This is a genomic window from Nocardiopsis codii (assembly GCF_036327455.1).
In the GTDB taxonomy this organism is placed as follows: domain Bacteria; phylum Actinomycetota; class Actinomycetes; order Streptosporangiales; family Streptosporangiaceae; genus Nocardiopsis; species Nocardiopsis codii.
The window spans coordinates 217943-244302 of sequence record NZ_JAUZMY010000001.1 but is presented as its reverse complement, the minus strand read 5'-3'; the positions used below and the strand labels follow the sequence as shown (position 1 = coordinate 244302).

Sequence of the window (26360 nt, the reverse complement as noted above, 5' to 3'; positions counted from 1 at the left end):
CAGTGGCGATCGCGGGGTTGTGCTGCGTTGCCGCAGCTTGGTCCGTGCGTCCGGGTGCACCCCGTCCGGGCGTGAGTGACGGGATGGGTGGTGCGCATTCACCGACCCGGATTGTCGGCCCCGTGCACCCGCCGGTGCACCCCCGGCAACGCAAAAGCCCCCGACCCTTGCGCGTCTGCGCTGGTCAGGGGCTTGTGCCTCTGGGGTGAGTGACGGGACTTGAATGCTGGTGGAGGAGTGGGCTGACCTGCGTAAACGCGAGAATCCGCAGGCAGTGGCGGTGCTGCTCACCCGGTTGCGCCGTGTTGTCCCGGGTTCCGCTGGGAGGTGTGCACCCGGAGGGTGCACACCGTCGGCCTGTTTGGTGCACCCTTACGGGTGCACCACAGGGAGCGGGATTTCAGCTGGTTTGGCCCTTCCGGGGCAGGCGCGAGGGGAGCAGTGGCCGCATGCTCCATATCTCGGTCTTGCGCTATATCGTCCCTGTGGACAAGGTCGCGCCTCATATCCCCGATCGCTTCGGCTACTTGAGAGGCACTACATCCGCACGGTGTTCCTTTTTCTCTGGGCGGATCATGTCCGCCGATCTCGTTCGCTCTTGCGGTGTTATGGTACGGGGATGGATTGGGGGGCCACCGATCGGTATGTCGGCTCGCTCTCCGCTGACTTAATTCGGCCACGTATCAAGAAGGCATGACGCCTTCAACCTGTCGGAGTCCGACGTCGGCGCTGTAGATGGCTCCGGAACTCGGTGCGGAGGCGAGGCAGCGGTGCCGGTGCTCCGAGCCTGCGGAGGAACTCGTTGACATCCCAGGTGATGAGTCCCCCTTGCCGCGACAGATACAGCCCGACCCGGTCGATGCGGTACGCGTCGTCATAGTCGAGCAGCAGGTATCCGGCGAGTTGGTAGACCTCTTCGCGGCCCACGTGGCGGGGGCGGGTCGTGGCCTTGCAATCCAGGAGAAGGCCGTCCAGGATGAAGTCGGCGTCGGCCCCGCCGATGTCGGAGCTGCCCGTGAATACCGGTCCGCACACGTTCACCGGTCCACGTGCGTTGTAGCGGGCGGACCCTTGGAAAGAGGACAGGGGCCCCTGTGAGAGCCGTAGTTGGTCGGCGATGTCGTCCACGACGTAGGAGGGAACCGAGTCGACGAGGTCGGCGAGAACCGTACCCGGGGAGGCCGAAGCGAGCATGCTCTGACGGCTGACCACTCCGTTGCGCATGATGTCCTCGAAGAAACCCGCGACGTAACAGAGACGGGTGAGCTCGGCGTCGTCCAGATGGACCACGCCGATCCGATGGTCCCCAATGATCTCCAGCAGCCTCAGACCGGCTGTGTGCAGAGCCTTGCAGCTCTCCGCCCCGGGCGCGCCGGGCAGATCTGCCGGGCTGCCAAGGGCATCGATGCCGAGGGTGACCGCACCGCCCAGGTCGCCGCCGAACGAGAGCCGGAGACGGTAGTCGATGGCGCGTCCGAGGTTCGCCCAGTTGGGGCGCCGCACGTTCATGGGTTGTGCGGGGTGCGGCAGCGTGTCGACGTACTTCTGGTACTCGCGGATGATGGTGCTGTGGTAGGGCAGGTGCTGCGCGAGGAATTCCGACACCGGTGAGGCGCTGAACCTTAACTGTGTGGTCAGCGGCAGGTCGATCATTGGTCGCCCATTGAGGTATCCGCGTTGATCGGGGCCTGAGATGGCTGCCTCATAGGCGTCAAGCCAGTCGAGTGCACCGATATCGAGGCCGTGGCGTGCACGGGTCACCGCGACGTAGATCAGTCGGGCCTCGGCCGCGAGCATCGGCAACTGAACACCGTCCTCGTCCTTGGGAGGGCGGGCGAAGCCTTCCCCGATGCGGACCGAGTCCCATTGGCGACCTTTGGCTTTGTGGGCGGTCGACACTGTGACCTGGGCGTTTTGCTCGTCGGACAGTTGCTTCACCGCGCTGTGGATCACCTTGGTACCGAAGGTGTCGACGGCCTTCACCAACGGCCGCAACTGCTGGCCATCGGGGTCGGATTCGACGAAGTCCTGGACCTCCTGCCAGGTACGGAAGAGGAACAGGTCGGGATGGTATGTTCGCTGTCCGGCTTTGAGCTGATCGGCGGCCTCGGCGATGGACTCCAAGGCATGGCCGCCGCCCGCCAGTGCCACGGGGACCCCTCGTCCCAGGTAGTCCACGACCTCCTTGAGCGCGTCCGCGTTGCCCCGGCATAGCACCGCGTCCGGCTCGGCGAGGGGAGAGACCCGGGTGGGGGCGGGGCCGTGTCCGGTCAGCCGCATAGGAGATTCGGCGTATTCGAGCCAACGGTTGGCGACGTCGGCGATGGGCTGACCGAAGCGGAAGGAACGGGTGAGGTGAAGGTGCTCGGCCTGGAAACCGGACATGATGTCGCGGGCCCCACGCCAGGCGTAGATCTGTTGGGCGGGATCACCGACGCACACTCGTTGGGAGTCCTGGGCTAGGAAGACCTTCTCGAACACGGAGTTGGTGTCCTGCGCCTCGTCGAGCAGGACGAAGTCCGCTTTCAGGTCGGGCTCGGTCAGTGCCCACATCTTGAGGTAGTGGTCGTGTTCGAACCTGAGCCGTCCCTCGGGGAGCTGGAGGTCCTCCCACGCTCGCTGAGCGAAGGGGAGTAGTGCCACGGCGACGTCGTCATTCGATGTGTCGTCCAGACCGTTGATGTGCTCCATGTGGTGGGCCATGAGGTGCGGGTCCGCGGAATAGCAGAAGCGTCGTACCATGCCCCGGACCAAACGGACCTGGTGGAAGAGGTCGATGCTTTTTCCGTCGACGTCCAGATCCCGATCGATGCCGAGAATCCGGGCTGTCTCCCGAGCGGGGATACGGGAAGCGTTGAGGCGTTGGCCGTACTTCTTGCCGACCGCATGGAAGGCGAGCTGGTGAACGGTCCTGCACTGAACCCTTCCGTCGAAGAGCGCTGCGGCCGAGTTGGCGATCCCCCGGTTGAAGGCGATGTACAGGCCGCGCCGACGTGGGGCGGCCTCCGCCATCAGAGCCAGGGTGGAGGTCTTGCCGGTGCCTGCGCCGGCAATGAGCGCCAGTTCTCGGCCTTCGGCGAAGGTGTCCCGAGCGGCCCGCTGTTCTTCAGTGGGTTCGATGGTCAAGAGGGTCCTCTCCGTGAAATCCGACGACTTTCTATCATCTGCCGCAGTCAACTGGATGAGGCTACGGCTCGGATGGGCCGGCAAGGGCATTGAGGATCGTTGCTCTAGCTCAATTCTTCAGGAAAATCCAGGGACTTTGTGCTTGGATCTATGGTGTGTAGGTGGGTTCACGGGTTTTCCAGGAGGTCGCTCGTTGAGAACCGGTTCTCGGTAACAGGCCAACTGCTGATCTTTCATCCAGACGTGGGTTCGCGTGACGAAGTAGTGCACGTTGGCCTCCTGGAAGCTCGTGGACAAGGGCCGGGATGGGGTGCCGCTTTCCACTCTTACAGCCCTGAGCGGTGAGAGGAGAGACTTTTGGAGTCCTCCGCAATCCCGTAAAGGAGCAGCCGATGGTCCACGTCACGGATGTCGAGCTGACGAACCGGACCGCTCCTTGCCTCATCTGCCGATGGAAACGACCTCCAGCCTCGTGCCCAGGCCCCTGAGGACGTTGTCCGTGTGCAGCAGGGAGATCTGGGCGAAGGAGAAGAGCGAGTCCACGGTCACCGGCTCCCCCTCCTTGAGGAGGATGCCGAGGACCACGGTCGGTTCCTTGAAGCTCCGGTCGGCCGAGTGGTCGGCGGCGAGCTCGTCGAGCTTCTCGACGAACTTCTGCCGGGCCTCGGTGTCGTACCTGAGCGTCTCGACGCACATCTTCGCCTGGGCGAAGAGGTGGTTGAGCGGGGCGGTGCCGGAGGGGGCCTTCTTGACGTGGATCAGCTGTCCGTCGGGGCCGAGCACGTCGCAGACCTCCCAACCGCCGCCGTTGAGCCGTGCGGTGTGCACGTTCTTTTTGTCCAGGTGGACGTAGCCCTTCTGCTTGGCGGCCGTCTCCTTGTTGTAGAACCCCTCGTCCTTGCCTTTGGGCCAGGGTGGCAGGGTGACACTGCTGGACCGGGTGAGGAGTTCGGTGACCCGCTGCCTGACCGTCTTCAGGTACTCGGCGCCCACCTCGTACCACTGGCTCTGCCACAGGAAGTAGTGGACGTTGTCCTCGGTGACCTCCGCCGTGAGCCACCGGAAGGCGGACACCTCGCCACTGAGCGTCTCCTTGGCCTCGGTGTCCGAGAACAACTGGATCTTGCCCTTGCGCAGCGCGCTCAGGCGCTCTCCCGCAGGACGTTCGCGGACGGGGAACGTGAGAACGTCAGCGTCGAGTTCGGACAGGTTCCGCGTACGGCCGGTCAGTTTGACCCGAAAGATCTCGGCCGCGTCGAAGCCTTCCCTGCACTCGGACGGCACGGCCAGGGCGACCCGGCCGAGATCGCCGCTTCCCAACATCGCGTCGAGGCGCTCGTCCAGGTGCCGGGCCAGGTCCGACTTGCCCCGCAACGGCAGTACGTGGGTGATGAACTCGAACTCCGGCAGAGGGTCGGGCCGGTCGCACACCTCCTCGATGGCGTGCAGGTCGCGGATCAGATCCTCCGGTGCCCGCCCCAGACGCAGCTTGACCGACCGGTCGTTGCCGGTGATGTGGGCGGAACGCTCACCGTCGCTGGTGAAGGTCAGGTCGACCCCGCTGATCTTCCCGGCGATGTGGCTGACGATCTCCCCGAACTCCTCGATACCGAAGCCGCGGATGTGCTCGCCGGAGGCGACGGAGTTCTCGTCACTGCGTCCGCGCGCGTCCATGACCTGTCGGCGGACCCGGGTGACACCGTCCTTGTCCAGACAGCGCACCGCGAAGTGGATGCCGAAGCCGGGGTCGATGCGGACGGGCTCGACCATGAGGTGTCCCATGCCGTGGCTGACGGCGTAGACGTAGCGCTCGGTACGGACGAGCAGCAGTCCGAACGAGGTGCGGTTCTCCTCGGCCACCGCCAGGCCGGTGAGGTCGGCCAGCGTCGCACACCAGTCGGCGGGGCCCGGGCTGACCGTTCCGGTCACCAGCAGTCCCCGGACGGGTCCGTGTTCCACCTCGCGGGCCTGGAACCCGTCACGGTCCAGGTAACGGGGGCGCACCAGGGACCGCAGGTCTGCAGTTCCGTCGTCGGTGAGCCGGTAGAGGGAGGTCTTGCGGGTCGTCGGCGGCTGCTTCTGCTTCTTGGACTTCTGGGTTGCCACGGCGGTGCGTCTCCTCGCTGGTGTGTGGTCGGGGGCCGAGGGCGGTGGACCTTCGATGCGGAAGAGGTGGCCGCCCCGCGCGGTGGGCGGGATGGCTGGGGCGGTTCAGGCGACGTCGCCGACGAAGTAGACGGTCTCGCGCACGTAGTCGTCCGCCTCCTCCCAGTCGCTGAGCGTCAACTCGACCTGGAGGTAGGACTCCTCCTCTGGGAGCGCGCAGCCGAAACCCGCGGTGGCGGTGCGCCCGTCCATGACCGCCGAGGTGAACCCGGTGCCGGTCTGGTCGGTGTACACGTCCTCGGCGGTGCGGCCCTCCTCGCCGACCTGGCAGTAGACCGAGAGGTAGGTGAGGTCGACCGGGGCGCCGGTGGTGTTGTCGAACTGCACGTCGAAGTACACGTACGGGGTGCTCTCCGGCATGTCCCACTCGCCGGAGACGCGGCGCTCGACGCCCGCCAGCCGGACCGTGAGGCCGTCGGCGTAGGTGTACTCGGAGCCGAACTCCTCCTCGACCGCGCTGGGGGCCTCCTCCTCGGCGGACTCCGTGGCCTCCTCCTGCGCGGCAGGGGACTCGGCGGAGTCCTGCACGGGCTCCAGGTCCACGATCTGGTTCTCGTCGGGCGCGTCGGCGCAGCCGGTGGCGAGCGTGAGCAGGACCACGAACAGGGCGCCGTTGAGGGCGGGCTTGAGGTTCTTCACGAGGGGTCTCCTCCAACGGGGGAAGTGGCGGCCGGGGTGGCCGCGTCCGGATGGTCGCCGTGCGCCCACCCGGGCCGGGCCGTCGTGCGCTGGCTAGATCCAGCATGCGGCTCGACACGCATGAAGGAGAAGCCTGTGGATTGGCAAGAGGGGTTATCAGAGAAAGTTGAAACGCATGGGGTGGTGCGTACGTCACCGGCCTCTCGCGCGCACGCAAGAGGCCGATGAGCCCTCCCCAGGCTTCCCAGCCTCGTCAGGGCCTACGGGCGGTGCTCAGCGCCGGGCGGCGGTGGGCGCGTCCAGTCCGGCGAGCTCCTCCATCTGCTTGATGACGTCCTCGATCGCCTTCTTCTCTTGGTCCGGCGGATAGTTGAACTTGGCCAGCAGGCGGCGTACCCGACTGCGCAGCTTGGCCCGCACCGGCTCGCGCGAGAGCCAGTCGGTGCTTAGGTTTTTGGCAACGTCTTTGACCAGGGCACGGGCGATGTCGGCCAAGACTTCGTCCTTCATCAGCTTCCGGGCGCTCTCGCTCTTGCACACGGCGTCGTAGAAGGCCAGCTCCCGGTGATTGAGCGGGGGGTCGAAGCGATCGCCCCGTTGGAACTCGGCCACGGCGTCCTGCGCCAAGGCGAACAGCTCGGCCAGCACCTGGGCACTCGTGAGCTGCTCGCGCATGTAGCGGATCATGAGCGCCTCCAGCCGCTCGGTGAAGCGCTCCCGGCTGATGGCGTTGTACCGGGTGGCCTCGCGCAGTTTCTCCTGGGCGAGCCGGTGCAGCGCCTCCACCGCCAGGTTGGGGGTCTCCGAGGCCTGGAGGCGGCGCAGCTGGACCTCGTTGAGCCGGGTGATGTCCAGCCGGCCCAGACCCGACTCGGCGTACAGGTCGGTGATCTCCTCGGCGTCCACCGCCGAGGCCGCCAGCTGCGACAGGTACATGCTGATCTCGGCGGGCAGCGCCTCACCCCGGGCCTCACGGTTGGCGGCCTCCAGCTTGACCACCCAGGCGCGCACCTCCACGAAGAAGGCGATGTCGCGGCGCCAGTGCTCCAGGTCACCGAACCGCTTGCTGATCTGCGAGCTCATCGCGCACAGCTGGTGGAAGCGCTCCAGCTTGGTTGCGCTTTCACGGAAGCGCTGCGACAGGGACTTGCCGTTCCCGTCCTCGGGCTTGCGCTGGGCCTCACGGGAGACTAGGTGGTCGGAGACCAGTTTCAGCGCCCGCAGTCGGGAGTGGTCGCCGCTCGCGGTCAGGAGCCTGCGCCAGCCGATCCCCGACAGCAGACCGCAGATGGTCTCGTACTCGTTGCGGACCTCGGTGATGGCCCGATCGATGTCCCTGCCCAGGGTCTTGTCCCGTTGGTCGCCGGGCGAGTACTCGGCCAGGGCCTTGCGCAGGTTCTCGGACAGCGGGGCGTAGCCCACGAGCAGCCCGTCCTGCTTGTCGCGGAATCGCCGGTTGACGCGGGCCAGGGCCTGCATCAGGTTCGCTCCGCTCATGGATCGGTCCATGTACATGGTGTGGATCGGCGGGGCGTCGTACCCGGTCAGCAGCATGGAGTGCACGATGAGCAGCTGGAGCTCGTCGTCGGGGTCCTTGGCTCGGGCCTGGACGACCCTGTGCCCGGAGGGCCGCATGGCGTGGGCCTTGAGCTCGGGGGAGTCGGCGGGTTCGCCGTGGAAGACCACCTTCATCACTCCCGTGTCGGGACCAGTGCCCACCCAGCCCGGGCGCAGCTCGGCCAGGGCGTCGAACATCCGCACGCACACCTCGCGGTTGGCGCACACCAGCATGGCCTTGCCCGGGCTGCCCAGGTAGGGGCGGACCAGCTTCGAGCGCTCCTCCCAGTGGTCGACCAGGTCTTGGGCGAGTTTGGCCACCCGGTCAGGAGCTCCGTAGATGTTGGTCATCTGCATGGCGGCCCGCATCGCCCTGCGGCGCTCGGCGTCGTCCATGGCGGCGGTGAGCGTGTCGGCCTGCTCGTCCAGGTCGGCGGGGTCGATGTCCTTGGGCAAGGAGACATCGATGAGCCGCGGCTCGTGGTAGACGCGGACGGTCGCCCCGTCCTCGACCGCGCGCCGCAGGTCGTAGACGTCGATGTAGTCCTCGCCCGCGCCGAACACCTCGCGGGTGTTGGCGTCGGCCTTGGAGAGCGGGGTCCCGGTGAAGGCCAGGAGGGTGGCGTGGGGCAGCGCGTCGCGCAGGTGGCGTGCGTAGCCGTCGAGGTTGTCGTAGTGGCTGCGGTGGGCCTCGTCGACGATGACGAGGATGTTGCGCCGCTCGGACAGCAGGGGGTGGTCGGCCCCGGATTCGCGCTCGGCCTTGGTGCGCCCGAACTTCTGGAGCGTGGTGAAGACGATCCCGCCGGTGTTGGTGTTGGCCAGCAGCTGCCGCAGTTCCTGGCGGGTATCGGCCTGGACAGGGTCGGCGCCCAGCAGCTCCCGGCTGGCCTGGAAGGTGCCGAGGAGCTGGTCGTCGAGGTCGTTGCGGTCGGTGACGACTACGACGGTGGGGTTGTTCAGCGACGGTTCGCGGGCCACCAGGCCGCTCAGGCACACCATCTCCTCGGACTTGCCCGACCCCTGCGTGTGCCAGACCACGCCCGCCTGCCCGTTGGTCTGGGAGGCGCGGACCACGGCCTTGAGGGCCTTGTTGACCGCGAAGTACTGGTGGGCCTTGGCCACGCGCTTGCCGTGCCGGCTGCCGCTGCTGGTGAAGTTGACGAAGTTGCGGGCCAGGTCCAGGAAGCGGGCCTGGTCGAACAGCCCGTGCAGGGCCAGAGTTAGCGCGTCGGGCTTCTCGGCGCCGAACTCGGAGTACTCGCCGTACTCGGAGTCGGGGCTGCCTGGGGGGTTGCCCTCGCCGTCCACGTTCCAGGGCGCGAAGTGCTCGAAGGGCGTGAACGGCGTGCCGTACTTGGCGGTGACCCCGTCCGAGACCAGGCACAGTACGTTGTAGCGGAACGCGGCCGGGAACTCCTCGGCGTAGGTGCCCAGCTGGGCGTGGGCCCTGGCGAGGGTGGCGCGCGAGTCGGAGCCGTTCTTGAGCTCGATGACGGCGAGGGGGAGGCCGTTGACGTAGAGGACCACGTCGAAGCGGCGCTCGTGGTCGCCGTCGACCAGGCGCACCTGGTTGAGCGCGCGGAATGTGTTGGCCTGCGGGTCGCGGAAGTCCACGAGGCGGACGGTGGGGGAGTGCTCGGCGCCGAAGTCGTCGGTGTAGGTGAGGCGGATGCCGGAGGTGAGGAAGCCGTGGGCGAGGTGGTTCTCGGGGAGCGGCTCGCGCGACTGGGGGGTGGTGGCGGTGGTCATGACCTGGTCCACCGCGGAGGGGGTGAGCTCGGGGTTGAGTCGTTCCACGGCGTCGCGCAGGTCGTTGTGGAGGATGAGGTCGTCCCAGACCCGGCGCTGGCCCTCGGGCTCGGGGGAGAACTCACGGCCGGGGGCGGGCCGCCAGGCGAGCTCTCCGAGTTCGTCGAGAGCATGCTGCTCCCAGTCGGCCTCGGTCATCCTGCCGGAGTCGGCGGGGACGGCGGGAGCTTCGGAGGTGTCAGAGGTGGCGGCGTCGCCGGGTCTGGGGGGTGTCATACGTTGTCCTCCACCATTTTCTCAGCGTCCTTGATGCGAAGCTTTCCTGACATCAGTTGGGGGAGAAGGGTGTCGCGCAGTTCGGCGAGGGTGCGGGATTCGCTTTGACTGTTAGCTGCCTGCTCATCGAGCAGACGAAGCCTTGTTGAAGTCTCATTTCCAAGGCTGGAGGGAACACGGATTTCAAGTTTGGAGATGAGGTCGGTAGAGAGTCGTCCTGCGCCGATTCCAGTTTCGTCCACCATGTTCAGAATTTCTGGAGTCCGGCTTCGGATGGCGTGGAAGAGTGTGTGCGGTTCGATGTCCCCGTGGGCTACGAGTGCTTTACAGTCCTGGCCGAAGGCTACGTCTCGCTGTGTGATGCCGACGCGGAACTCCTCCTTGAGGCTGGAACCGCGCACAACGAAGATTACGGAGTCCTTTCCGACCATGCGTGTTCCGGATTGGGCTCCGAGCGTAGTTAGATTGCGTTCAGATTTGCTAATCATGGGTGACTTTAGGCTTTTGGCTGAGATCCAAGGAATATTCCCGCCCCAAAATTCCTCTTTATTCGTCTTCGGGGTCCCACCGGAGAGCCATTTTGCTGCTGAGTCGAGAGCTGTGCTTCTCCAGTCGGGAGAGGTTGAGTGCTTAAGATAGATCTTCTCGGCTAGATCTAGGGAAGTTTCGGTGATGCGCTCGTTGGCTGAGATCTTGTTGTCCAGCGCGCCAAGGGCATTGGCGATGGCTCGCTGTTCGCTCACAGGAAGAAGGGGGACCTGTAGGTTCTTGATGGTGGTCAGGGAATTCGCCAGGCTGGGGACTCCGGTGGTTACAGCGTGGGCGAGGATACTCTGGCGCCCCCGGGGCGAGGTGAACCAGTAGTAGTAGAACTCAGGGATCGCTGCGTCGGGATTGAGTCGAGCTTTGACCTGGCTGCCTGAAATCGCGTATCTGCTAAATCGGGGATTCCTAGGAATCATCGAAACCTGGCCGATGGTTCCCTTCCGGGTGAAAACCAGATCCCCAGGGGTCACGTTGGCTGGGATGATCTCGTCCGCCTTGCCCTCGGAGATGAAAACGAAGTCGTCGTCATGAAAAACACCGTTGGCAAGGTTGATCCCTCGAATGAATGGGACGCCCTGTTCGGTGTAGTCATTCGTCGTCACCTTGGATCCGAAGGGCCCGATGGCGAAGGAAGCGTGGTCCGAAGAGGAAAGGCTCTCGAAGGTGACGTTCTTCCACTCGCTCATCCGATCCTCCCGAGCTGCTCGCGGACAACACCCTCAAGGCGCTTGGACTCATCAAAGTGCTCGAAGAGCTCCTCCGCCAGACGGGCGATCTTCTCGTCCAGCGGTTCGGCGTCCGGGTCCTCTTCGATCTCGGCCGCTCCCACGTACCGCCCCGGAGTGAGTACGTACTCGTGCTTAGCGATCTCCTGGAGCTTGGCCGAGTAGGCGAAGCCGGTAACGTCTTCGTAGGTCAGCTTCTTCTTCCTGGCGGACTCTGTGCCGCGCCAGGCGTGGAAGGTGTCCGCGACCTTCGCGACGTCGTCAGCGGAGAACACCCGCTCGGTGCGGTTGACCATCTCGCCCATCTCCCGGGCGTCGATGAACAGCACCTCGCCGCGCCGGTCACTGGTCGCCTTGGCGCCTTGCACACCCTTGTCCCTGGTCAGGAACCACAGGCACGCCGGGATCGCCGTGGTCCGGAACAGGTTCCCCGGTAGCGCCACCATGCACGCCACCAGGTCCGCGTCCATGATCGCCTTGCGGATCTCACCCTCACCTGAGGACTGCGACGACATCGACCCGTTGGCCAGGACCACTCCCGCCGTACCCCGATCGCCCATCTTCGAGATGATGTGCTGCAACCAGGCGTAGTTGGCGTTGTTCGTCGGCGGAACACCGAACTTCCACCGCTTGTCCTCGGTCCTCCGCTCCCACGGGTGCAGGTTGAACGGCGGGTTGGCCATCACGAAGTCGGCCTTCAGGTCCGGCAGCTTGTCGTCTGCGAACGTGTCCGCCCAGCGCTTCCCGACGCCCTCGGGGTCCATGCCGTGGATGGCCAGGTTCATCTTGGCCAGCCGCCACGTGCGCTCGTTGGCCTCCTGGCCGTAGACCGCGATGTCGTGCGTGCGGTCGCGCCCGCCGTGGTGCTCGACGAACCTGTGCGCCTGCACGAACATGCCGCCCGACCCGCAGCACGGGTCGTAGACCCGGCCCTCGTAGGGCTCCAGGATCTCCACCAGCAGCTCCACCACGCTCTTGGGCGTGTAGAACTCACCGGCCCGCTTGCCCTCGGCCCGCGCGAACTGCTCCAGGAAGTACTCGTAGGTCTCGCCCAGCACGTCCTGCGCGGTCTTCTCCCCGTCGCCCGCGAACCGGGCATCGCTGATGAGGTCAACCAGCCCCTTCAACCGCTTCTGGTCCACGTTGTCGCGGTTGAAGATCTGCGGCAGCACACCGGTGAGCGCCTTGTTCTCCTTCATCAACTCGCCCATGGCGTCGTCGATGACCTTGCCGACCCCCTCGGGGGTGCTGGCGGCGTTGTCGGCGATGTACTTCCACCGCGCCTTCTCCGGCACCCAGAAGACGTTCTCCTCGATGTAGGAGTCCTGATCCTCTAGGAAGGCCGCCCGGCGGTGCTCGGGGATGCCCTCCTCCTCCAGTTCCGTGACGAGCTCCCGGCGGCGCTCGTCGAAGGCGTCCGTGACGTACTTGAGGAAGACCAGTCCCAGCACGAACTCCTTGTACTGGGCGGCGTCCATGGACCCGCGCAGCTGGTCAGCGGCCTTCCACAGGATGGCCCGGATCTCCTGGGGGGTGGAGGCGCTGAACAGCTCACCCTGCTGGGTGCTGGCGCGCTTGCGTGGCGGCATGTGCTCTGTGTTCCTTCTGGGTTGTGGTGCTGCCCGGCGGCGCGGCCACACCAGGGGAGGGCGGAGCCGAAACAGCGGGGATACGCGGAAGAGTCTGTCAGGTAGTAGGGACGGCCAGCGTCCCGTCACTGAACCCGGCGGAGCTCAACCGCCGGATCGTGTCGAGTTCGGCGTACTGCTCGTCCAGCAGCGCGCGTCTGCGTTCGGCCCCGGCGAGCACTGCGTCCAGCCGGGCCACCTCCTCCGGGTGCAGGTCGGGCAGGGCGATCTCCCCGACCCCGCGCGGGGCGCGGACCGCCCTCGCCGGTCGCTGCGCGGAGGAGGCCCCCTCCAGCAGCAGCGTCAGAACCCGGGGGGTGAGCGCCCGCCTGGCCTCGCAGTTCACCCGCAGGATCCGGGCGGGAAAGGCCACCACCGAGGAGCCCTCGTGGTCGATCATCGCCCCGAACTCCGGGCCGGTCGTGTACACCACGTCGCCCGGTTCGGTCAGGGCCGCGTGCGGGTACTCCACCGCGAACACGACCTGGTCGATCCACCGGCCGTCGCGCGGTGCCCGGCCCAGCACCTCGTCCGGGCCGAGAACGGGGAACTGCCCCCGAGGTTCGATGTGCTCGGCCGCGATCCGGTGCCCCTTGACCGGAACGATCCGTTTCTGTCTGACCAAGTTTCCCACGGTGACCCGCTCCGGTGCGGGACCCACCCGGCGCACCAGCCCGCCGCGCAGCGGGCCGCGCGCGTCCGCATGCGACCGCGCCTCGCTCTCCGCCTCGGACAGGCGTGCTTCGGCCTCGGCGATCAAGGCCGGACGGTCGCGAGCAGTGCGGGACAGGATCCGCGAGACCGGTGGCCCCGGGGGCACGAGGGGAGCGCCGAACCGCTCCTCCAAGTCCTTGACGGTCACCGACAGGCCGTACCGGGGGTCGTGGCCGCCCAGGTGGTGTCCCTCGCGCCGCCAGAGCAGGATGTCCTCGGCTAGGGCCTCCCCGACGCCCGACTCCAGGGAACGGGCACCGATGTCGCTGATGAGCACCCGGCCGCGCGCGGCGGACACCGGCTCCCGGGTCAGGGTCCACATAGCGCACCCGTAGCCGGGCCGGTAGGGGTCGGCGCCGCCGGGGAGGGTGGTGACCGACTCGACCAGGCCGCTGCGCAGCAGGCGTGAGCGGATCTGCGCCTCGCGTGCGTCCAGCTCTCCGACCAGGGCGTCGGCGGGGCCGACGACCACCGCCGTGCAGCCCTCGCCGAGCAAGTCCCCGATGGACTCCACCTCCTCTAGGACCCGGGCCCTGGAACGGCTCTCCCCGGCCTGGTAGGGCAGGGTGGTCACGATCAGGTCGGGGTCGGCCAGCCGCTCCTCCAGTTCGTCACCCTCCTGCACGTCCAGGCCGAGTTCGGGAACCCCGGACAGCTCCAGACGGCGGCGGGTGAGCCGGGCCAGGAAGGCGCTGCGCTCCGCGGCCAGGGCCGTGGTGTCGGAGGGATCGTCGAGCGCGGCCACGACGTCGTGGAGCAGGTCCCCGCACAGCGCGTGCGGGTCGGCGACGGTGAGGGTGCCGTCATCGCGGACGCGCCCCAGCGGGTCGGCAACGCGCACGATCAGGCGGCGCAGTCCGGGGGAGAGGGAACCGGTGTCGGGGCCGGTAAGGCCGAGGCGGTGCCGATGGGCCATGAGGTGTTCGTGGGCGCCGCCGGGGGTGTAGGCGGCCTCGACCAGCTCTTCGGCCAGGGGCGCCAGGCGGGCAGAGAGAGCGGGATCCTCGACCAGCTCCCGCCGGAAGAACTCGTCCTCGGGATCCATGCGCTCCACCCGGTCGAGCAGCGCGTCCTCTGTGATGTCGGCGAGCGGCTTCTCGTCCATGTGGTGCAGGCACAGCAGCGCGCCGAGCACGGAGACGAGGCGCTGTACGCCGATCTCCTCGGCGAGGCGGACGAGGCCGTGCGCGACCAGTTCCGGGCCGATCTCGCCGGCGGGGGTGTTGCCCAGGCCGGTGGTGGTGAGCCAGTCGGCGATCGTGCGGCCGTCGAACCAGGTGCGGTTGCCCCTCTCCGCGACGGGAGCCGGGAAGTCCGGGTAGCGGCGCCGCCAGGTGGAGACCACCGGGCGCTGGACACGGGCGAGGGTGGCGATGTCGGACAGGGAGAGCAACGGGGGTGACGACGGCATCCGGTGCTTCCTCGCTCTCTGTGCTGGGGGCGGGGGAGGGGGTGAGGCCACTCTAGAGCAGAATCTCCACTCTTATGGTCCATCTTTTGATAACCGGGCTTATCGCTCCTTGGCGTATTGGTTTCAGGGCTTTCTGGCTACTGTCCTCTCAACGGCGCGGGCGGACAGCCGCCCGCCTCCCACACCACGGCGTCCGGTGCGCCACCGGCACCGGTAGACCAGGAGGACCCCTCGTGAGCCGACTGCACGCACGTTCCCGCAGGAGCACCACCCGTCCGCCGCGCGCTGCACGTCCGCGCAGCTGTGGCAAGCGCTGGTTCAAGGACCAGGTCAGCGCCCAGCTCGCCCTGGCCACCATCCGCCGTTACGGGAGGGATCGATCGAACCGGATGCCGCGTCGGGCCTACGAGTGCCCGTCCTGCAAGGGGTGGCACCTGACCTCCCAGGAGGAACTTCCCTACTCCGTTCGCGCGGCCCGGTCCTCTGTTGAGGGGCTGCGTGTTCCGAGCCCCCGACGTGCGGAGCCCCGGAAGCCGGATGAGCAGCGGAGGCTGAGGACCAACCAGGCGATGCGGGCGCACCGGATCGTTCAAGGGCTGGAGCCATGGGTGTGCGCCTACGCCGGTGAGTACACGGAGGCTCATGGGCGCGGGCCGACCTGGCGCGAGCTGGAGGCGGTGTTTGGCTGGGACCGGTGGGAGGGCGCGCTGGTCATCCGATACCTGGTGGACCAGGGGTGGCTGCGGGAGGAGGAGGGAAGCCCGTGCCTGCTGCCCGGTGAGCGCGGGTGAGCGCGGAAAGACGGGGGTGCCCGGTCGCTGTCAGGGGAAGGCAGCGGCCGGGCACTGTTGTGTCTACTGGTCAGCGCGAGAGAGCTGCGGAGAGGAAGCCGATCCACTCGGTGGCGGGGAAGGGGAGGTGTCCGGCGTCGGGGTGCTTGGAGTCGCGGATGGCAGCGCAGCTGTCGTTGCTAGCTGTACTGACCTGAGAGGTTGGTGACGCGGGAGGCGGGAGGGCCGCCAATGGCGGTGTGGAACCGGTGGTGATTGTAGTGGTGCAGCCATCCGGTGAACGCCTCCCGCTTCTCGGCCTCGGACCGGTAGGGGCGGGCGTAGGCCCACTCCTCGACCAGGGTCCGGTTGAAGCGCTCGACCTTGCCGTTGGGCTGGGGCCGGTAGGGGCGGGGGCGCTTGTGCTTGATCCCCTGGTCGGCCAACAGGTCCCGCCAGGCGTGGGACTTGTAGCAGGACCCGTTGTCGGTCAGCACCCGTTCCACGGTGATGCCGGCCGAGGCGAAGTAGGCCCGGGCCCGCTTCCAGAACCCCGTGGCGGTGTCCTTCTTCTCGTCGGTGAGGATCTCGGTGTAGGCCAGGCGGGAGTGGTCGTCCACGGCGTTGTGCAGGTAGGCGTACCCGGCCCTGGAGCGGTTCTTGCGGCCCTGGGGCCGGCCCAGCGCCTTGTGGCCGCCGCCGTCGGGGATGTTGCCGAGCTTCTTGATGTCCACGTGCACCAGCTCGCCGGGCCGTGAGCGTTCGTAGCGGCGCACCGCGCGTCCGGTGGCCCGGTCGGTGTGGGTCAGGCGGGCGCACTTGTAGCGGGTCAGGATGCGGTGCACGGTCGAGGGGTGCATGCCCAGGTGGCCGCCGATGCGGGCCGGTCCCCACCGGCGCAGGTGGCGGAGTTTGATGACGCGGCGCTCGCGGCGGGTGGGGGTGCGTAGGGGACTGCGGTGGGGGCGGCTGGAGGCATCGACCATCCCGGCCTCGCCCAGGGTGCGGTAGCGGCTCGCCCACCGCTCGGCGGTGGTGGGGCTGGTCTGGAAGCGTTCGGCGGCCCGGCGCAGGGGCCAGCCCTGGTCGACGACGCAGCGGGCCAGGGCCAGGCGTCCGGCGGGTGTGAGGCGGGCGTTGGCGTGGGTAGTGTGGGGCATCGAGGGCCTTCCGGTGCTTCGGGGTAGATCTCGCAATCCACACCGATACCGGAGGCCCTCTTCGCTTGTGTCAGCCGGGGTGGGTGTTACCAACCTCCATGGTCAGTACAGCTAGCGCGGAAGCTCTCGGGGAAGTGGGCAACTTCAACGCACTCCTGTCCTTGGGCGGTGTAGCTGCTCTTGCGGAACTCAAGTTGGATGATCATGCCATGTCCTCCAGGGGCCGCAGCACATCGTCGATGAGCTTGAACGATGAGGCCGCCGACATCGACGCCCTCCTCCCGTTCCTGCGACCGCACGGCATCCTGGACACCGACCCGCTTGCCACTCGTCCTTGGGCACGGACGATCGGCGACGGTTCCCTAGCTCCCGCCACGGCTTGACGTACATCACGCGCCACGTACCGATCACCGCACGCGGCCGCGGCCTTCCCCGGAACCCACCGGGAAGGGCCGCGCCGTTCCGCCGCACACTCCTCAGTTGAGCTGCTCGGTCTCCGGACGGGCGGTTCCGACGGCAGGCACGACAGGCTCCGTGGTGACCGCACGCACCAGCTCCGGAGCGACCAACGCACGTGTCTGACGTTCCACTGGCTTCCGCTCAGCCAGTTTCTTGTTCGATTGGATACCGAGCTTGGTGAAGTCGCGTGCGGGCTTCAGAATCCGTCCCTCCAGCGAGCCGATCGTCTTGTCGTAGAACTCCACGGTCTTGTCGATGTGGTGGCCGAGGTTACCGAGGTGATCGCTCAACGTGGCGAGGCGCTCGTAGACCTCCCGGCCCAGTTTGCGGATCTTCTCCGTGTTCTCCTGCATCATCTTCTCGTTCCAGGACAGGGCGATGGTGCGGAGCATGGAGACCAGGACCGTCGGGGAAGCGATGACGACCCGCTTGTCGAGCGCGTACTCGTAGAGCCCGGCATCCTGGTTCATCGCAGCCTGCAACAGCGCCTCGCTCGGCAGGAACATGAGAACGAAGTCAGCGCTGCCTTCGACCTTGTCGTGGTACTTCTTGGCCGCGAGCCCGTCCACGTGCGCGCGGACCTGGCGGGTGTGCTCACCCATGAGGCGGTCCCGCTCGGTTTCCTCAGTCGCCTCCAGAGCCGACATGAACGCGTCAAGCGAAACCTTGGCGTCCACGACGACACGCCTGTCACCGGTGAGGTTGACGACCATGTCCGGCCGCAGGACCTTCCCGTCCTCCTTGACCACTACCTGGAGGTCGAAGTCGCAACGCTCCCGCAGGTTGGCCATCTCCACGGCCCGCTTGAGCTGGAGTTCGCCCCACTGACCGCGAACATGCGACTTGCGCAGTGCCTGCACCAGTGACGCCGTCTGCTTGCGGCTCTCCAGGCTCTCCTTCGCCAGGTTCTTGATCTGCTCGTCCAGCCTGGCCTCGGTCGAGGCGCGCTTGCCGTCGACCTCGCGCAGTTGTACGCCCAGCTCCTGAAGCTTCTCGGTGACGGCCTTGGCGGCCCCGCCCAGGCTCTCGTTGGCCGTCGCCGCCAGCTTCTCCTGCGACGTGCTCAGCATCTCGGCCACGACCGACTTGATCTGGTCGCTCTGGAGTCGACTGTGCTTCTCGCGGGCCTGGTCCAGCTCCTTCTGGATCGCGGTCACTTCGGCCTGCCGCTTCTCCAGCCCTGCCCGCTCGGTGCGCAGCTTCTCGATGACGGCCTTGTGTTCGTCGATGAGTTCCTTTCGCTGGTCGGCCACCGCCTCCAGCGCGGCCTTGTCCCTTTCGGCGGTGGTCAGTTCCCCCTCCAGATCGCGGAGCCGCTGCCGACTCTCGTCAAGGGACTTCCTCAGTCCCCCCGCATCGGTGGCGGCTCTCTGGTTCTGGCCTCGGAGGGCGTCGAGTTCGACCTCCAAAGCGCCGATCCGCCCGGATGCGGCTTCCAACCTGGCGTTCTGTTCGGTCGCAGCGATCTCCCGTTCGCGCTGGGCGCTCTGGGCTTCGTCGCGCTCCCGGCGCAGCGTCTCGGCCTGGGTACGGGCCTGGTCGCGCTGTTCTTCGGCGAGCCGCAACTCTGTGCCCAGACGGTTCCGCTCGTCGCTGTGGTGGCGGTTCCGGGACTCGGAGCGGTGGCGGGCGAACAGGTGGCCGAGTACGGCGGAGATCGTGGCCGTCGCGGCGAGGAGGGCGAAGATGAGCATGGTGTTCACGGTGATTCCTCTAAGGGAAGTGCGCAGACCGGGTCGAAGGCCTACGAAGAGGATGGGACCACCGCGTTCCAGGAGTCGCCCGAGAAATACGGGCAGTGGGTGAAACGCGATGGCCATCACCATAGAGAACTCCCAGGCGGGAATGCAGTTGATTCTTTGATAAGGCCAGTTATCAGACTGTTCCGACCATTTGCCCTCGGTTGGGGATCAGAAGTTCTCCTGCCACTGCCCCGAGCTGTGGTTCATTAGGGGAAGCCCGTCCGTATGCGTCCCCAGCATGACTGACCTGCCCTCGGCCAGCGAGAGGTCGAGCTGTTCGTACAACTGCTCGGTTCCCGTGCCTCGGCTGCCCAGCCAGCCGTTGGACATAAGGGAGATGAAGTCGGTGCCGGTCAGGTACCTGGGAATCGAGGCCTGGCGGATCCGCTTGCCCGTGCTGTGCCCGAGGTCCTCGGTGTGTTCGTGGAGGATCTCGAAGTGCTCACGGGTGAAGTACATGCCCGAGATGAGTTCGGTACCCGCTGACATGCGCGTCTGGGGAGCGCACAGCTTGATGAAACACGGGGTGTCGACGAGGCGGATGTCCGGGTGCCTGGGCGTGGTGTCGCGGGTCTTCTCGTCCAACTCGCGCATGCGCTTGATCTGTGTGAGGAACCGCTCGTCGATGCTGCTGTACAGGCCCTCCTCGGTCTGACGCATCGTCTTGTACTGGAGCATGACGAAGTTGCCGCCGTGGGGGTTGTAGTAGACCAGATCCACGCCGGTCTTGGTCTCCGCGGGCGTGCGGTCGATATTGGCCACCAGCAGGGACCTGGACCCGTACTTGTTCTGGAACCTGCGCCAGGCCACGTGATCGGTGTTGTGGAACCTCCAGCCGGGGAAGTTGGTGGCGTCGAAGTCCACCTGCCACTTCTCCTGCGGGTTGAACCGGCCCCCCTTCCGGGCCCCGGCGAGTCCCGTGAGAAACGGATCAGCTTCGCTTTCCCTGCGCCAGCTCAGCAGGTGCTCCCGTTCGATGTCGAAAGCCTCGAAGAGCACACCGAGCGCGTCGCGTTCCAGCGGTCGGGCCGGACGGTCCTCGGTAGAGGGCTCCTCCAGCCTGATCTGCTCTTCGAGCCATGCGATGAGCCGGGCAGCCTCGGGCGACCTGTCGGTCAGCCTCGCCAGAATCCTCTGCCCAGCCACCGGGGTCAGATTTCGGTTGCGGTCGAAGGACTCCTTGACGACCTTGCCCAGATCGGAGAAGAGCTCCAGGGGGACTGGTTGCGACAGGCGGGCGTAATGAGAGATTTCAACCTTCCGTTCGAAGGTCCCGGACTTGCCCGCGGGAGCCACCGTCCCCAACCCCAGAACGGTCCGCGCATCCTGGCCAGCCCGTTCGTCGATGAACAGGCCAAGATACGTCCCACGCCTCCATTTTTCTTGGGCTCCGCGCACGGCGTACTGGCCGCTGTCGATTCCGTCCCGGCTCAGGAAGTCGTGCATCACGTCGGTGAGCGAGAGGGCGGCGACTCTGGTCTCAAGCTCCCGTGGTTTCTCCATGGGGATCTGCCCGTTCGCCCAGAAACCGCCGTACCGCTTGGCCGGATCTTCGTAGGCCGCGAGCTCCCGGTCCACCTCCTCCGGCGGCTCGGTGTGCGACACCCTTTTCGTGTGGAGATCCACCAGGGAGAACAGGAGGCCCGCGTTCGGAGTCCGGACTTCCTCGACCAGTTGGAGAGCCCAGTCCGCGACAACGGACACACCGGCGACCGGAGCGCGGTTCAGCCAGTACCGCTGCTCCGGTTCGTCCAGGACGGACAGGAGCAACGACCAACCGGCATCGTCGCTCCACTCGACAGATCCGCCGCGAATGCCCTTGGGGAGGGGGGAGCGCAGACGCGCACGCGCCCAGCGGTTCATAGTCGTGCGGCCGATCTCCAGGCTGCGAAGACTCATCGACCTGGACAAGGCCGCGTACACACGCCCGACGTAGGGACTGTGATCAGTCATGTAGTGACATTTCTTGTGAGGGGGTCTTTCCAGCAGAGCCCGGTTCGGCCCCTCAGTTGTACCGTTTCCCTGTCACAATCAGGACCGCCGGGTTGCGCCCAGGCCTCCTCGAACAGGACGTCTACGACTGCATCCTCTGGTCGGCCTTATCGGGGCGAGAGCCTCCCAATGTCTGCGGTAGGCGCGGCAGAAGGAGCCCAGCCTGAATAGCGCCGTGCTGGATGGAGCCGCCTCGGGGCCGCGCTCGCGTTTTGACGTACCGCTCGAACATCTCACCCCCTCGTGGCTGCGTGATATGGAACGAGTTGGCGTAGACAGCTTCGCTGTCACCCCCAGCATCTCCCTTGGTGTCGGCGGAAATCAGCCCCTCGGGCCCACCACCAGGACGATGAGCACTCGCAGGCGTTGGCCTGTAGCCGTCTCGGGTGGTTTCAGCGCTGCCGGCAGCGATCTCCCCAGCAGTGACGATTGGGATATCGTCATCGCCCGGCCGTAGCGTTGCGGATTCTGTTGTGCCTTACCCCGGCTTCCGCGTGCACTTCATGCTGGTGGAGGTGACGATCACGGTCACAGAGGCAAATGACACCGAGGTTGAACCTCTCAGGCCACCCCGCACCACCCCTTCCTGGACGGGCTGCCGTACCTTTTCCCAGGCGACGTAGACCACGCACGTCACCATCAAACAAGAGAATCCCACGGAGCACGTATGTCCATACCCCCCCTGGTGCACCGAGCGGTGCTGCCCGTTCGCAGCGACGACGACGTCGACCTGATGGCGGTCGTCCGGCGTTGCACCACCAGTTGGGTGCAGAGCAAGCACCCCGGTGGTAAGCCGCTGTCTGCGTCGGGAATCCACCAGGTGTCCGAGGACTCGACCTTGTACATCGCAAGCGCCTACGCTGAGGACGGCAGCGAGAGCGGCTTGCGTTACCGGCTCCGCGACACCTCGCCGGTAGGGCTATTCCACACAACGGTGACGGCCGTAAGTACTGGCCCAAAGACGGGTTGGGTGAGTGTCGACCTGGAGTACAACCCCACGGACGGTGAAGCGGTAAATCCGGGTCGGCCCCGCCTGATCGGGGAACTGACCGAGGAACTGCCGCTCCGTGACGGTCCCGCTCCGCTGACAGTTCGGCCCCAACCCATCACTGCGCTGCGCATCCACCAGCTCGTCGCTGTACTGACGAACCCGGACCGCCGTCTTCCGTGCATCGTTATCGCGCGGCCGACTCGGCATACAGAAGGATGGCGCCAAAAGGTCGCTCGAACGATCAGGGGGGCTGTCGGATCCGCGTCGTTGTACGAGCTGGAGGATGAGGCAGCATGCAACGCACTACGCAACGAGCTCGGTGATGTCTTTCGGGTTGCGCCCGGGGCGATTCGGACCTACCTGCCTGACGTCGACGTAGAGTTGCCTGCCGACTCGCACCGGCACCGTCTGCTGTCCCAGGTTCGCCTCATGACACCTGACGGTTACGCGTGGAAAAACATCAGTCGAAACGTGCAGGAGCGCGCTCGGTCGGCACCGCTTCCTTCGGCGATTCGTGGGGCCGCGTTCCAAGATGTCTTCGACATTGAACGCGCCACACGTAACCAAGAACGAGCATCGGCGCGAGAGGCCTCAACGAACGCGGATGCTTCGCGTGAGCTCCGGGATGAGATCGAATACCTGACATCCCTTCTTTCTCTCGCTGACCAGCAGTACCTTGAGCTCAAGGAAAGCTATGATCTCGCCAGCCGACAGGTGGAGTCGTTGGCTGAACGCCATGAAAACCTGGAATTGGAGATCGAAGAGGAGATCACTGAACATCTCTCCACGCAGGAACAGCTATCCAAGACTAAGAGTCAATTGGTGCGCGTCCAAGACGCACTGCTGAACGGAGCAGGTGGACCAGAGGATGCATTCCCTGTACTCAACCCTGAAGAACTTCCGGACTCCTTCGAGGAATTGCTGGATAACCTTCCACGCCTATCCCACATCCTCTACACGGGCGACAAGCCTCTCACTCTAGAGCTCGACGAGGTCGCCGGCAGCAAGCGAGCGGTGTGGGCGCGCAAGGCGTGGGAAGCCCTGAGGTCGCTGGATAGCTATGCCCAAGCCAAGAAGGACAGATTTTCCGGAGCCTTCTACGAATTCTGCCAGAACCCACCACCGGGAGGCCGACCCTACGCGCACAAGCAGGTCGCGATGTCGGAGAGTCGGAGTACGCTCACGCAGTGGGGTGACGAACGAGTCTTCCCTGTCCCTCTGGAAGTCCATCCCGACGGCGAAGCCCTAATGGAGGCGCACATCAAACTGGACTCGCGCGGCTCCATCTCCCCACGCTTGCACTTCCTCGACTGCACTGCAGACCACGGGCAGGTTGTGGTCGGCTTCATCGGTCGCCATCTCCGCAACACCAGGACCAATTGAGGACCATGAGCCAGGACAAGACGGAGAGCGTCTACTCTCCTTTCTATATGCGGGACCAGAATCGGCAGTATGCGGCCTGACCACTGGCCGAATCGCGGTCCGACCTGCCACGCGCCGCGAAGGAGACAGTCCTCGCAGGAGCGACTCCTTAGCGGTGGGATCATGGATAGTAGGCCGATCACAGGGCCGGTGAAGCCGGTACGCAACCGCGCCACCGGCCCCTGGGCGTAACCACGCCCGCGCTCCGAGAGGGCGCGGGCGGCGGGGGCTGTCACAGCCAGCGTGTGAGTTTCTCCCGGGGGGTGTCCGGGCGTACCCACCACAGGCGGGCCTTTCCGTCCCACCGGGCCCTGACCTCGCGCTTGGCCACATCCTTCTCGCCGAAGGGGACCTTGAGGTACAGGCGGTCGCCCACCACCTCGCCGATGCCGGGGGCGTCTGCGAGGGCCGCTTGCTCGCTCTGGGCCTGACGGACGTGTTGCAGGGGTTGGTCCCGGCGGGCCCGTTCCACGATGTGCCGGACCCGATCGCAGGCGTCGGGGTCAGTCAACCTCATCATCAGGTCGGTGGGCCCGTCGCTCGACAACAGATTCAGGGAGCCGTGCCAGAGCACCGTGCCGTCCAGCACCACGACTTTCTCGTGCATCCGCTCACGGGGACGCACCTCGCATCCCTGTTCTCGTAGGCGCTGGATCTGTGCCTGGTGTCGTTCGGCGTTCTTGTCCTGGTTGTCACCGACCGGGCGGGTGAACACGGTGACCCGCACCCCTTGGGCGATGCGCGGGGCCAAGTGCTTGAGCCAGCGTTCGACGGGTCGGCTGTTGAGGAAGGCGCAGTAGATCTCGATGCTCTCGTTGGCCCGGGCCAGGTCCCACTCCAAGGCCCTGGTCACCTCGTCGGCAGGGAAGAAGGCAGGACGGCGCAGTTCCTCCTCGCTCAAGCCGACGAGGTCGCCGGCGCTACGGACGGGAACCAGCTCCTGGGCTGGGACCCGCTGTGCCGACTTCTCCAGGGCGTCGAGCATGATCACGGTTTCGCTGCCCGGCCGCAGATGTTCGCGCAGGTACTCGACGTCGGCGACGACCACGAGGTGGTCCTGGGCACGGCTCAGTGCCACGTTGAGCAGCCGGGCCGTGGACGAGGACATCCCCGTGCCGCTGTAGAAGAAGCCCGGTGTGTCCCCGGCACCGGCCACGGTGTCCACGATGACCAAGGGCCGCTGACTGCCCTGGAACCGGTGCACGGTGTCGGCCAGCCCCTCGTACTCCTGGCCGAACCGGTACTTCATACTGCTGCGCAGGTGCTTGACCTGGTCCCGGTAGGGGGAGATGACCGCCATGCGCTGAGCGGGGGTCACGGGATCGTCGTGTTTTCGCCCGGGCAGGACCCCGTCGTACTGCAGGCCGCGAACCAGCTCGTGGATGACGGCCTCGTGTACCTGGTTGGACTTGTGCCGACCCGCGCCGCCAACCTGGACACGGTTGCCGGACGTGTCCACCAGCACCACCGACTGGTCCACCAGCGGCGAGTGCGGCAGTCGGGAACAGTCCTTGCGCTCGGTGGTCAGGGGAGCATCACGGTAGGCGACCTCGTTGACCACGGCGCAGATGCCGGGACGCATGCGGTACTGGGTGGACAGACCGACCAGGCGGGGGTCGCCGGTCACCCGACCGGAGGGGTCGACCAGCCCCGCGGCGTGGAAGACGTCCCGGTCCATCCACTGTCGGGAGTGTTCCTGTTCCTCTGGCTGGAGCGCCCTGGACCCGGAAGCCTGGGTGATGGCGGGCAGCTGCCGGAAGTCCCCGGCGACCACGACACGCTTGCTGGCCAACCCGGCCGCACACCACGCGGAGGGCAGGTCGACCATGCCGGCCTCGTCGATGACCACGGTGTCCACCTCCTCCAGGAGGCGGTGGCTCTGCAGGGCCTTGGACAGGGTGGTGCCCATGATCCGGCACCGGGAACGGACTGCCTCCAGCAGCCCGTCGAGCTCGTTACGGACCTCGGCGAGCTCGGACTCGGCCTGGCCGATCAGCTCCTCCACCCCATCGGCGGAAGGAAGGCCACGGGTGGCTGCCAGAGCGGAATCCCGTTCGCGGACGCGTTCGGTGATCGCCCTGTTGACGTCCTCCAAGCGATCGGTGGAGGTATCGATCCGCCGCTGCTCCTCACTGAGAGCGCTGCGGAGGCGATCCCGCTCCTCGATCAGGCGTGCCAGCCGCTCGGCCTTGCGTTTGGCGAACACCCCCGAGGGGGGCCCGATCGTCTCGACGCTCGCGACCACCTGGTCGAGTTCCCTCTGGGCGCGGGTGATCCGGGTTCGGTGGTGGGAGATCTCGTCAGTGATCTCTCCCGCAAAGGAACATGCACTTCCCAGCTCTGCCTCGGCCTGGGCGAGGCGTTCGTGTGCGAGGCGCTGGGTTGTGGCGAGTTCGAGGGTCTCCTCCAGTTCCCCGGCCCGGGCGGAGAGGTCCACACCCAGTCGTCCGGCGATCATCTCTGGGTCGATCACCGAACCGAACCGTTCCCGGAGCGAGTCGACCTCGATATCCCCGGCCCGCTGCACCAGACCGGTATCGAAATCGTCCTCGCCTTCCAGCCGTTCACAGACCCGCTCCAGCGCCTGGTCGACAGCCACCCGGGTGGGCGCCAGAAACAGGATCCGTTCGCCGAGACGGTGGGATCCCTCGATGATCAGGGAGACCACCTCGGTCTTGCCGGTGCCGGGCGGGCCCCAGATGAAGGTGATGTCGCTGCCCAGGGCCTGTTCCACAGATTGGCGCTGGCGTTTGTTGAGAGTCATGTTCCGGTATCCGCTGATGTACCGGTGCGGGTCGGCCAGTGTCCCGACCGTGGGGTCACCGTCTCCGAGGATCCAGGACGCGGTGGCCACGTTCACGGGACCGGGGCTTTGTCCACAGTCCCGGATACGGTCAGCGAGGGCGGTCAGGGACCATGTCTCGTCGTCACGGAGTTGGACGTTTCCGGGGCGGTCACCGAGGTCTGCCTCCGTGGTGACGAGGATCTTCCCGTCTGGGTGGGCCGTGGCCGCGGCGTGCTCCCAGGGCTGGCGGGAACGGGAGGGGCGCGCCAGAAGCCGGTCGGACTCGAAGGAATCCTTCCAACGGGTGCAGGAGAACAGGTACTCGTGGGAGTGGTCGCCATCGCCGACCCGGACGCGTTCGCCGTCCTTGAGGGAGACCTTCTCCTGGGCGTTGGCGTTGTCCGCCAAGTGGGCCTTGATCTCGTGGGCGAGGGCGGTGAGGAACTGGTCGGCTGGTTCGGGGAGTGTACTCGGGGAAGTCACAAGACCCTTTCGGCGT

At 66.4% G+C, this 26360-nt stretch carries 14 protein-coding genes and 1 pseudogene; 3 read left to right on the top strand and 12 right to left on the bottom strand.

The window, feature by feature from the left end:
• Positions 1–702: 702 nt before the first annotated feature.
• The 7 genes from Q8791_RS00945 to Q8791_RS00915 form a co-directional block, all read right to left on the bottom strand.
• The gene (locus Q8791_RS00945) at positions 703–3126 is read right to left on the bottom strand and encodes a UvrD-helicase domain-containing protein (protein ID WP_330089613.1); all 2424 of its coding nucleotides are present in this window, start codon (positions 3124–3126) and stop codon (positions 703–705) included.
• A gap of 441 nt (positions 3127–3567) precedes the next feature.
• Positions 3568–5232 (bottom strand): DUF6119 family protein, encoded by a 1665-nt coding sequence (locus tag Q8791_RS00940; RefSeq protein ID WP_330089612.1) that lies wholly within the window; start codon positions 5230–5232, stop codon positions 3568–3570.
• A 105-nt stretch (positions 5233–5337) separates the two neighbouring features.
• A complete protein-coding gene (locus Q8791_RS00935; RefSeq protein ID WP_330089611.1) occupies positions 5338–5931 on the bottom strand; it encodes a hypothetical protein in 594 nt (197 codons plus the stop codon).
• Positions 5932–6204: 273 nt separating this feature from the next.
• Positions 6205–9516: a type I restriction endonuclease subunit R gene (locus Q8791_RS00930; protein ID WP_330089610.1), complete on the bottom strand. Its 3312-nt coding sequence runs from the start codon at positions 9514–9516 to the stop codon at positions 6205–6207.
• Positions 9513–10748: a restriction endonuclease subunit S gene (locus Q8791_RS00925; RefSeq protein WP_330089609.1), complete on the bottom strand. Its 1236-nt coding sequence runs from the start codon at positions 10746–10748 to the stop codon at positions 9513–9515. The genes Q8791_RS00930 and Q8791_RS00925 overlap by 4 nt, the downstream gene beginning before the upstream one ends.
• A complete protein-coding gene (locus Q8791_RS00920; RefSeq protein ID WP_330089608.1) occupies positions 10745–12376 on the bottom strand; it encodes a class I SAM-dependent DNA methyltransferase in 1632 nt (543 codons plus the stop codon). The genes Q8791_RS00925 and Q8791_RS00920 overlap by 4 nt, the downstream gene beginning before the upstream one ends.
• Positions 12377–12473: 97 nt before the next feature.
• Positions 12474–14540, bottom strand: coding sequence for a hypothetical protein (locus Q8791_RS00915; RefSeq protein WP_330089607.1), 2067 nt, complete (start codon positions 14538–14540; stop codon positions 12474–12476).
• Positions 14541–14773: 233 nt separating this feature from the next.
• Between Q8791_RS00915 and Q8791_RS00910 the strand changes: the two genes are divergently transcribed.
• Entirely contained in the window at positions 14774–15331 is a 558-nt protein-coding gene (locus tag Q8791_RS00910; RefSeq protein WP_330089606.1) for a hypothetical protein, read from the top strand.
• A 70-nt stretch (positions 15332–15401) separates the two neighbouring features.
• Here the strand turns inward: Q8791_RS00910 and Q8791_RS00905 are convergent.
• Both Q8791_RS00905 and Q8791_RS00900 read right to left on the bottom strand, forming a co-directional pair.
• Positions 15402–15497, bottom strand: a pseudogene (locus tag Q8791_RS00905) (DUF397 domain-containing protein); the annotation flags it as partial.
• Between the two features lie 13 nt (positions 15498–15510).
• Complete coding sequence (locus tag Q8791_RS00900) at positions 15511–16470, bottom strand: IS481 family transposase (protein ID WP_330089605.1); 960 nt, start codon at positions 16468–16470, stop codon at positions 15511–15513.
• A 239-nt stretch (positions 16471–16709) separates the two neighbouring features.
• On the opposite strand from Q8791_RS00900, the gene Q8791_RS00890 reads away from it, so the two are divergent.
• Positions 16710–16853, top strand: a complete 144-nt coding sequence (locus Q8791_RS00890) for a hypothetical protein (protein WP_330089604.1) — start codon at positions 16710–16712, stop codon at positions 16851–16853.
• A gap of 93 nt (positions 16854–16946) precedes the next feature.
• On the opposite strand, the gene rmuC is transcribed toward Q8791_RS00890, so the two are convergent.
• Together rmuC and Q8791_RS00880 are read right to left on the bottom strand one after the other, a co-directional pair.
• Positions 16947–18623 (bottom strand): DNA recombination protein RmuC, encoded by a 1677-nt coding sequence (gene rmuC, locus Q8791_RS00885; RefSeq protein ID WP_330089789.1) that lies wholly within the window; start codon positions 18621–18623, stop codon positions 16947–16949.
• Between the two features lie 216 nt (positions 18624–18839).
• Positions 18840–20624: a hypothetical protein gene (locus tag Q8791_RS00880; protein WP_330089603.1), complete on the bottom strand. Its 1785-nt coding sequence runs from the start codon at positions 20622–20624 to the stop codon at positions 18840–18842.
• 706 nt (positions 20625–21330) lie between these two features.
• Here Q8791_RS00880 and Q8791_RS00875 point away from each other — a divergent pair.
• Positions 21331–23037, top strand: a complete 1707-nt coding sequence (locus tag Q8791_RS00875) for a hypothetical protein (RefSeq protein WP_330089602.1) — start codon at positions 21331–21333, stop codon at positions 23035–23037.
• Between the two features lie 271 nt (positions 23038–23308).
• On the opposite strand, the gene Q8791_RS00870 is transcribed toward Q8791_RS00875, so the two are convergent.
• On the bottom strand, positions 23309–26344 hold the full coding sequence (locus tag Q8791_RS00870) for an AAA domain-containing protein (RefSeq protein ID WP_330089601.1): 3036 nt from the start codon (positions 26342–26344) through the stop codon (positions 23309–23311).
• Between the last annotated feature and the right edge of the window lie 16 nt (positions 26345–26360).

What these genes read in the sequence shown, in the direction of transcription:
- Q8791_RS00930 (WP_330089610.1), bottom strand. Translation starts at nt 9,516, where the DNA reads ATGACACCCCCCAGACCCGGCGACGCCGCCACCTCTGACACCTCCGAA.
- Q8791_RS00925 (WP_330089609.1), bottom strand. Translation starts at nt 10,748, where the DNA reads ATGAGCGAGTGGAAGAACGTCACCTTCGAGAGCCTTTCCTCTTCGGAC.
- Q8791_RS00920 (WP_330089608.1), bottom strand. Translation starts at nt 12,376, where the DNA reads ATGCCGCCACGCAAGCGCGCCAGCACCCAGCAGGGTGAGCTGTTCAGC.
- Q8791_RS00915 (WP_330089607.1), bottom strand. Translation starts at nt 14,540, where the DNA reads ATGCCGTCGTCACCCCCGTTGCTCTCCCTGTCCGACATCGCCACCCTC.
- Q8791_RS00900 (WP_330089605.1), bottom strand. Translation starts at nt 16,470, where the DNA reads ATGCCCCACACTACCCACGCCAACGCCCGCCTCACACCCGCCGGACGC.
- Q8791_RS00890 (WP_330089604.1), top strand. Translation starts at nt 16,710, where the DNA reads ATGAGCTTGAACGATGAGGCCGCCGACATCGACGCCCTCCTCCCGTTC.
- rmuC (WP_330089789.1), bottom strand. Translation starts at nt 18,623, where the DNA reads ATGCTCATCTTCGCCCTCCTCGCCGCGACGGCCACGATCTCCGCCGTA.
- Q8791_RS00880 (WP_330089603.1), bottom strand. Translation starts at nt 20,624, where the DNA reads ATGACTGATCACAGTCCCTACGTCGGGCGTGTGTACGCGGCCTTGTCC.
- Q8791_RS00875 (WP_330089602.1), top strand. Translation starts at nt 21,331, where the DNA reads ATGTCCATACCCCCCCTGGTGCACCGAGCGGTGCTGCCCGTTCGCAGC.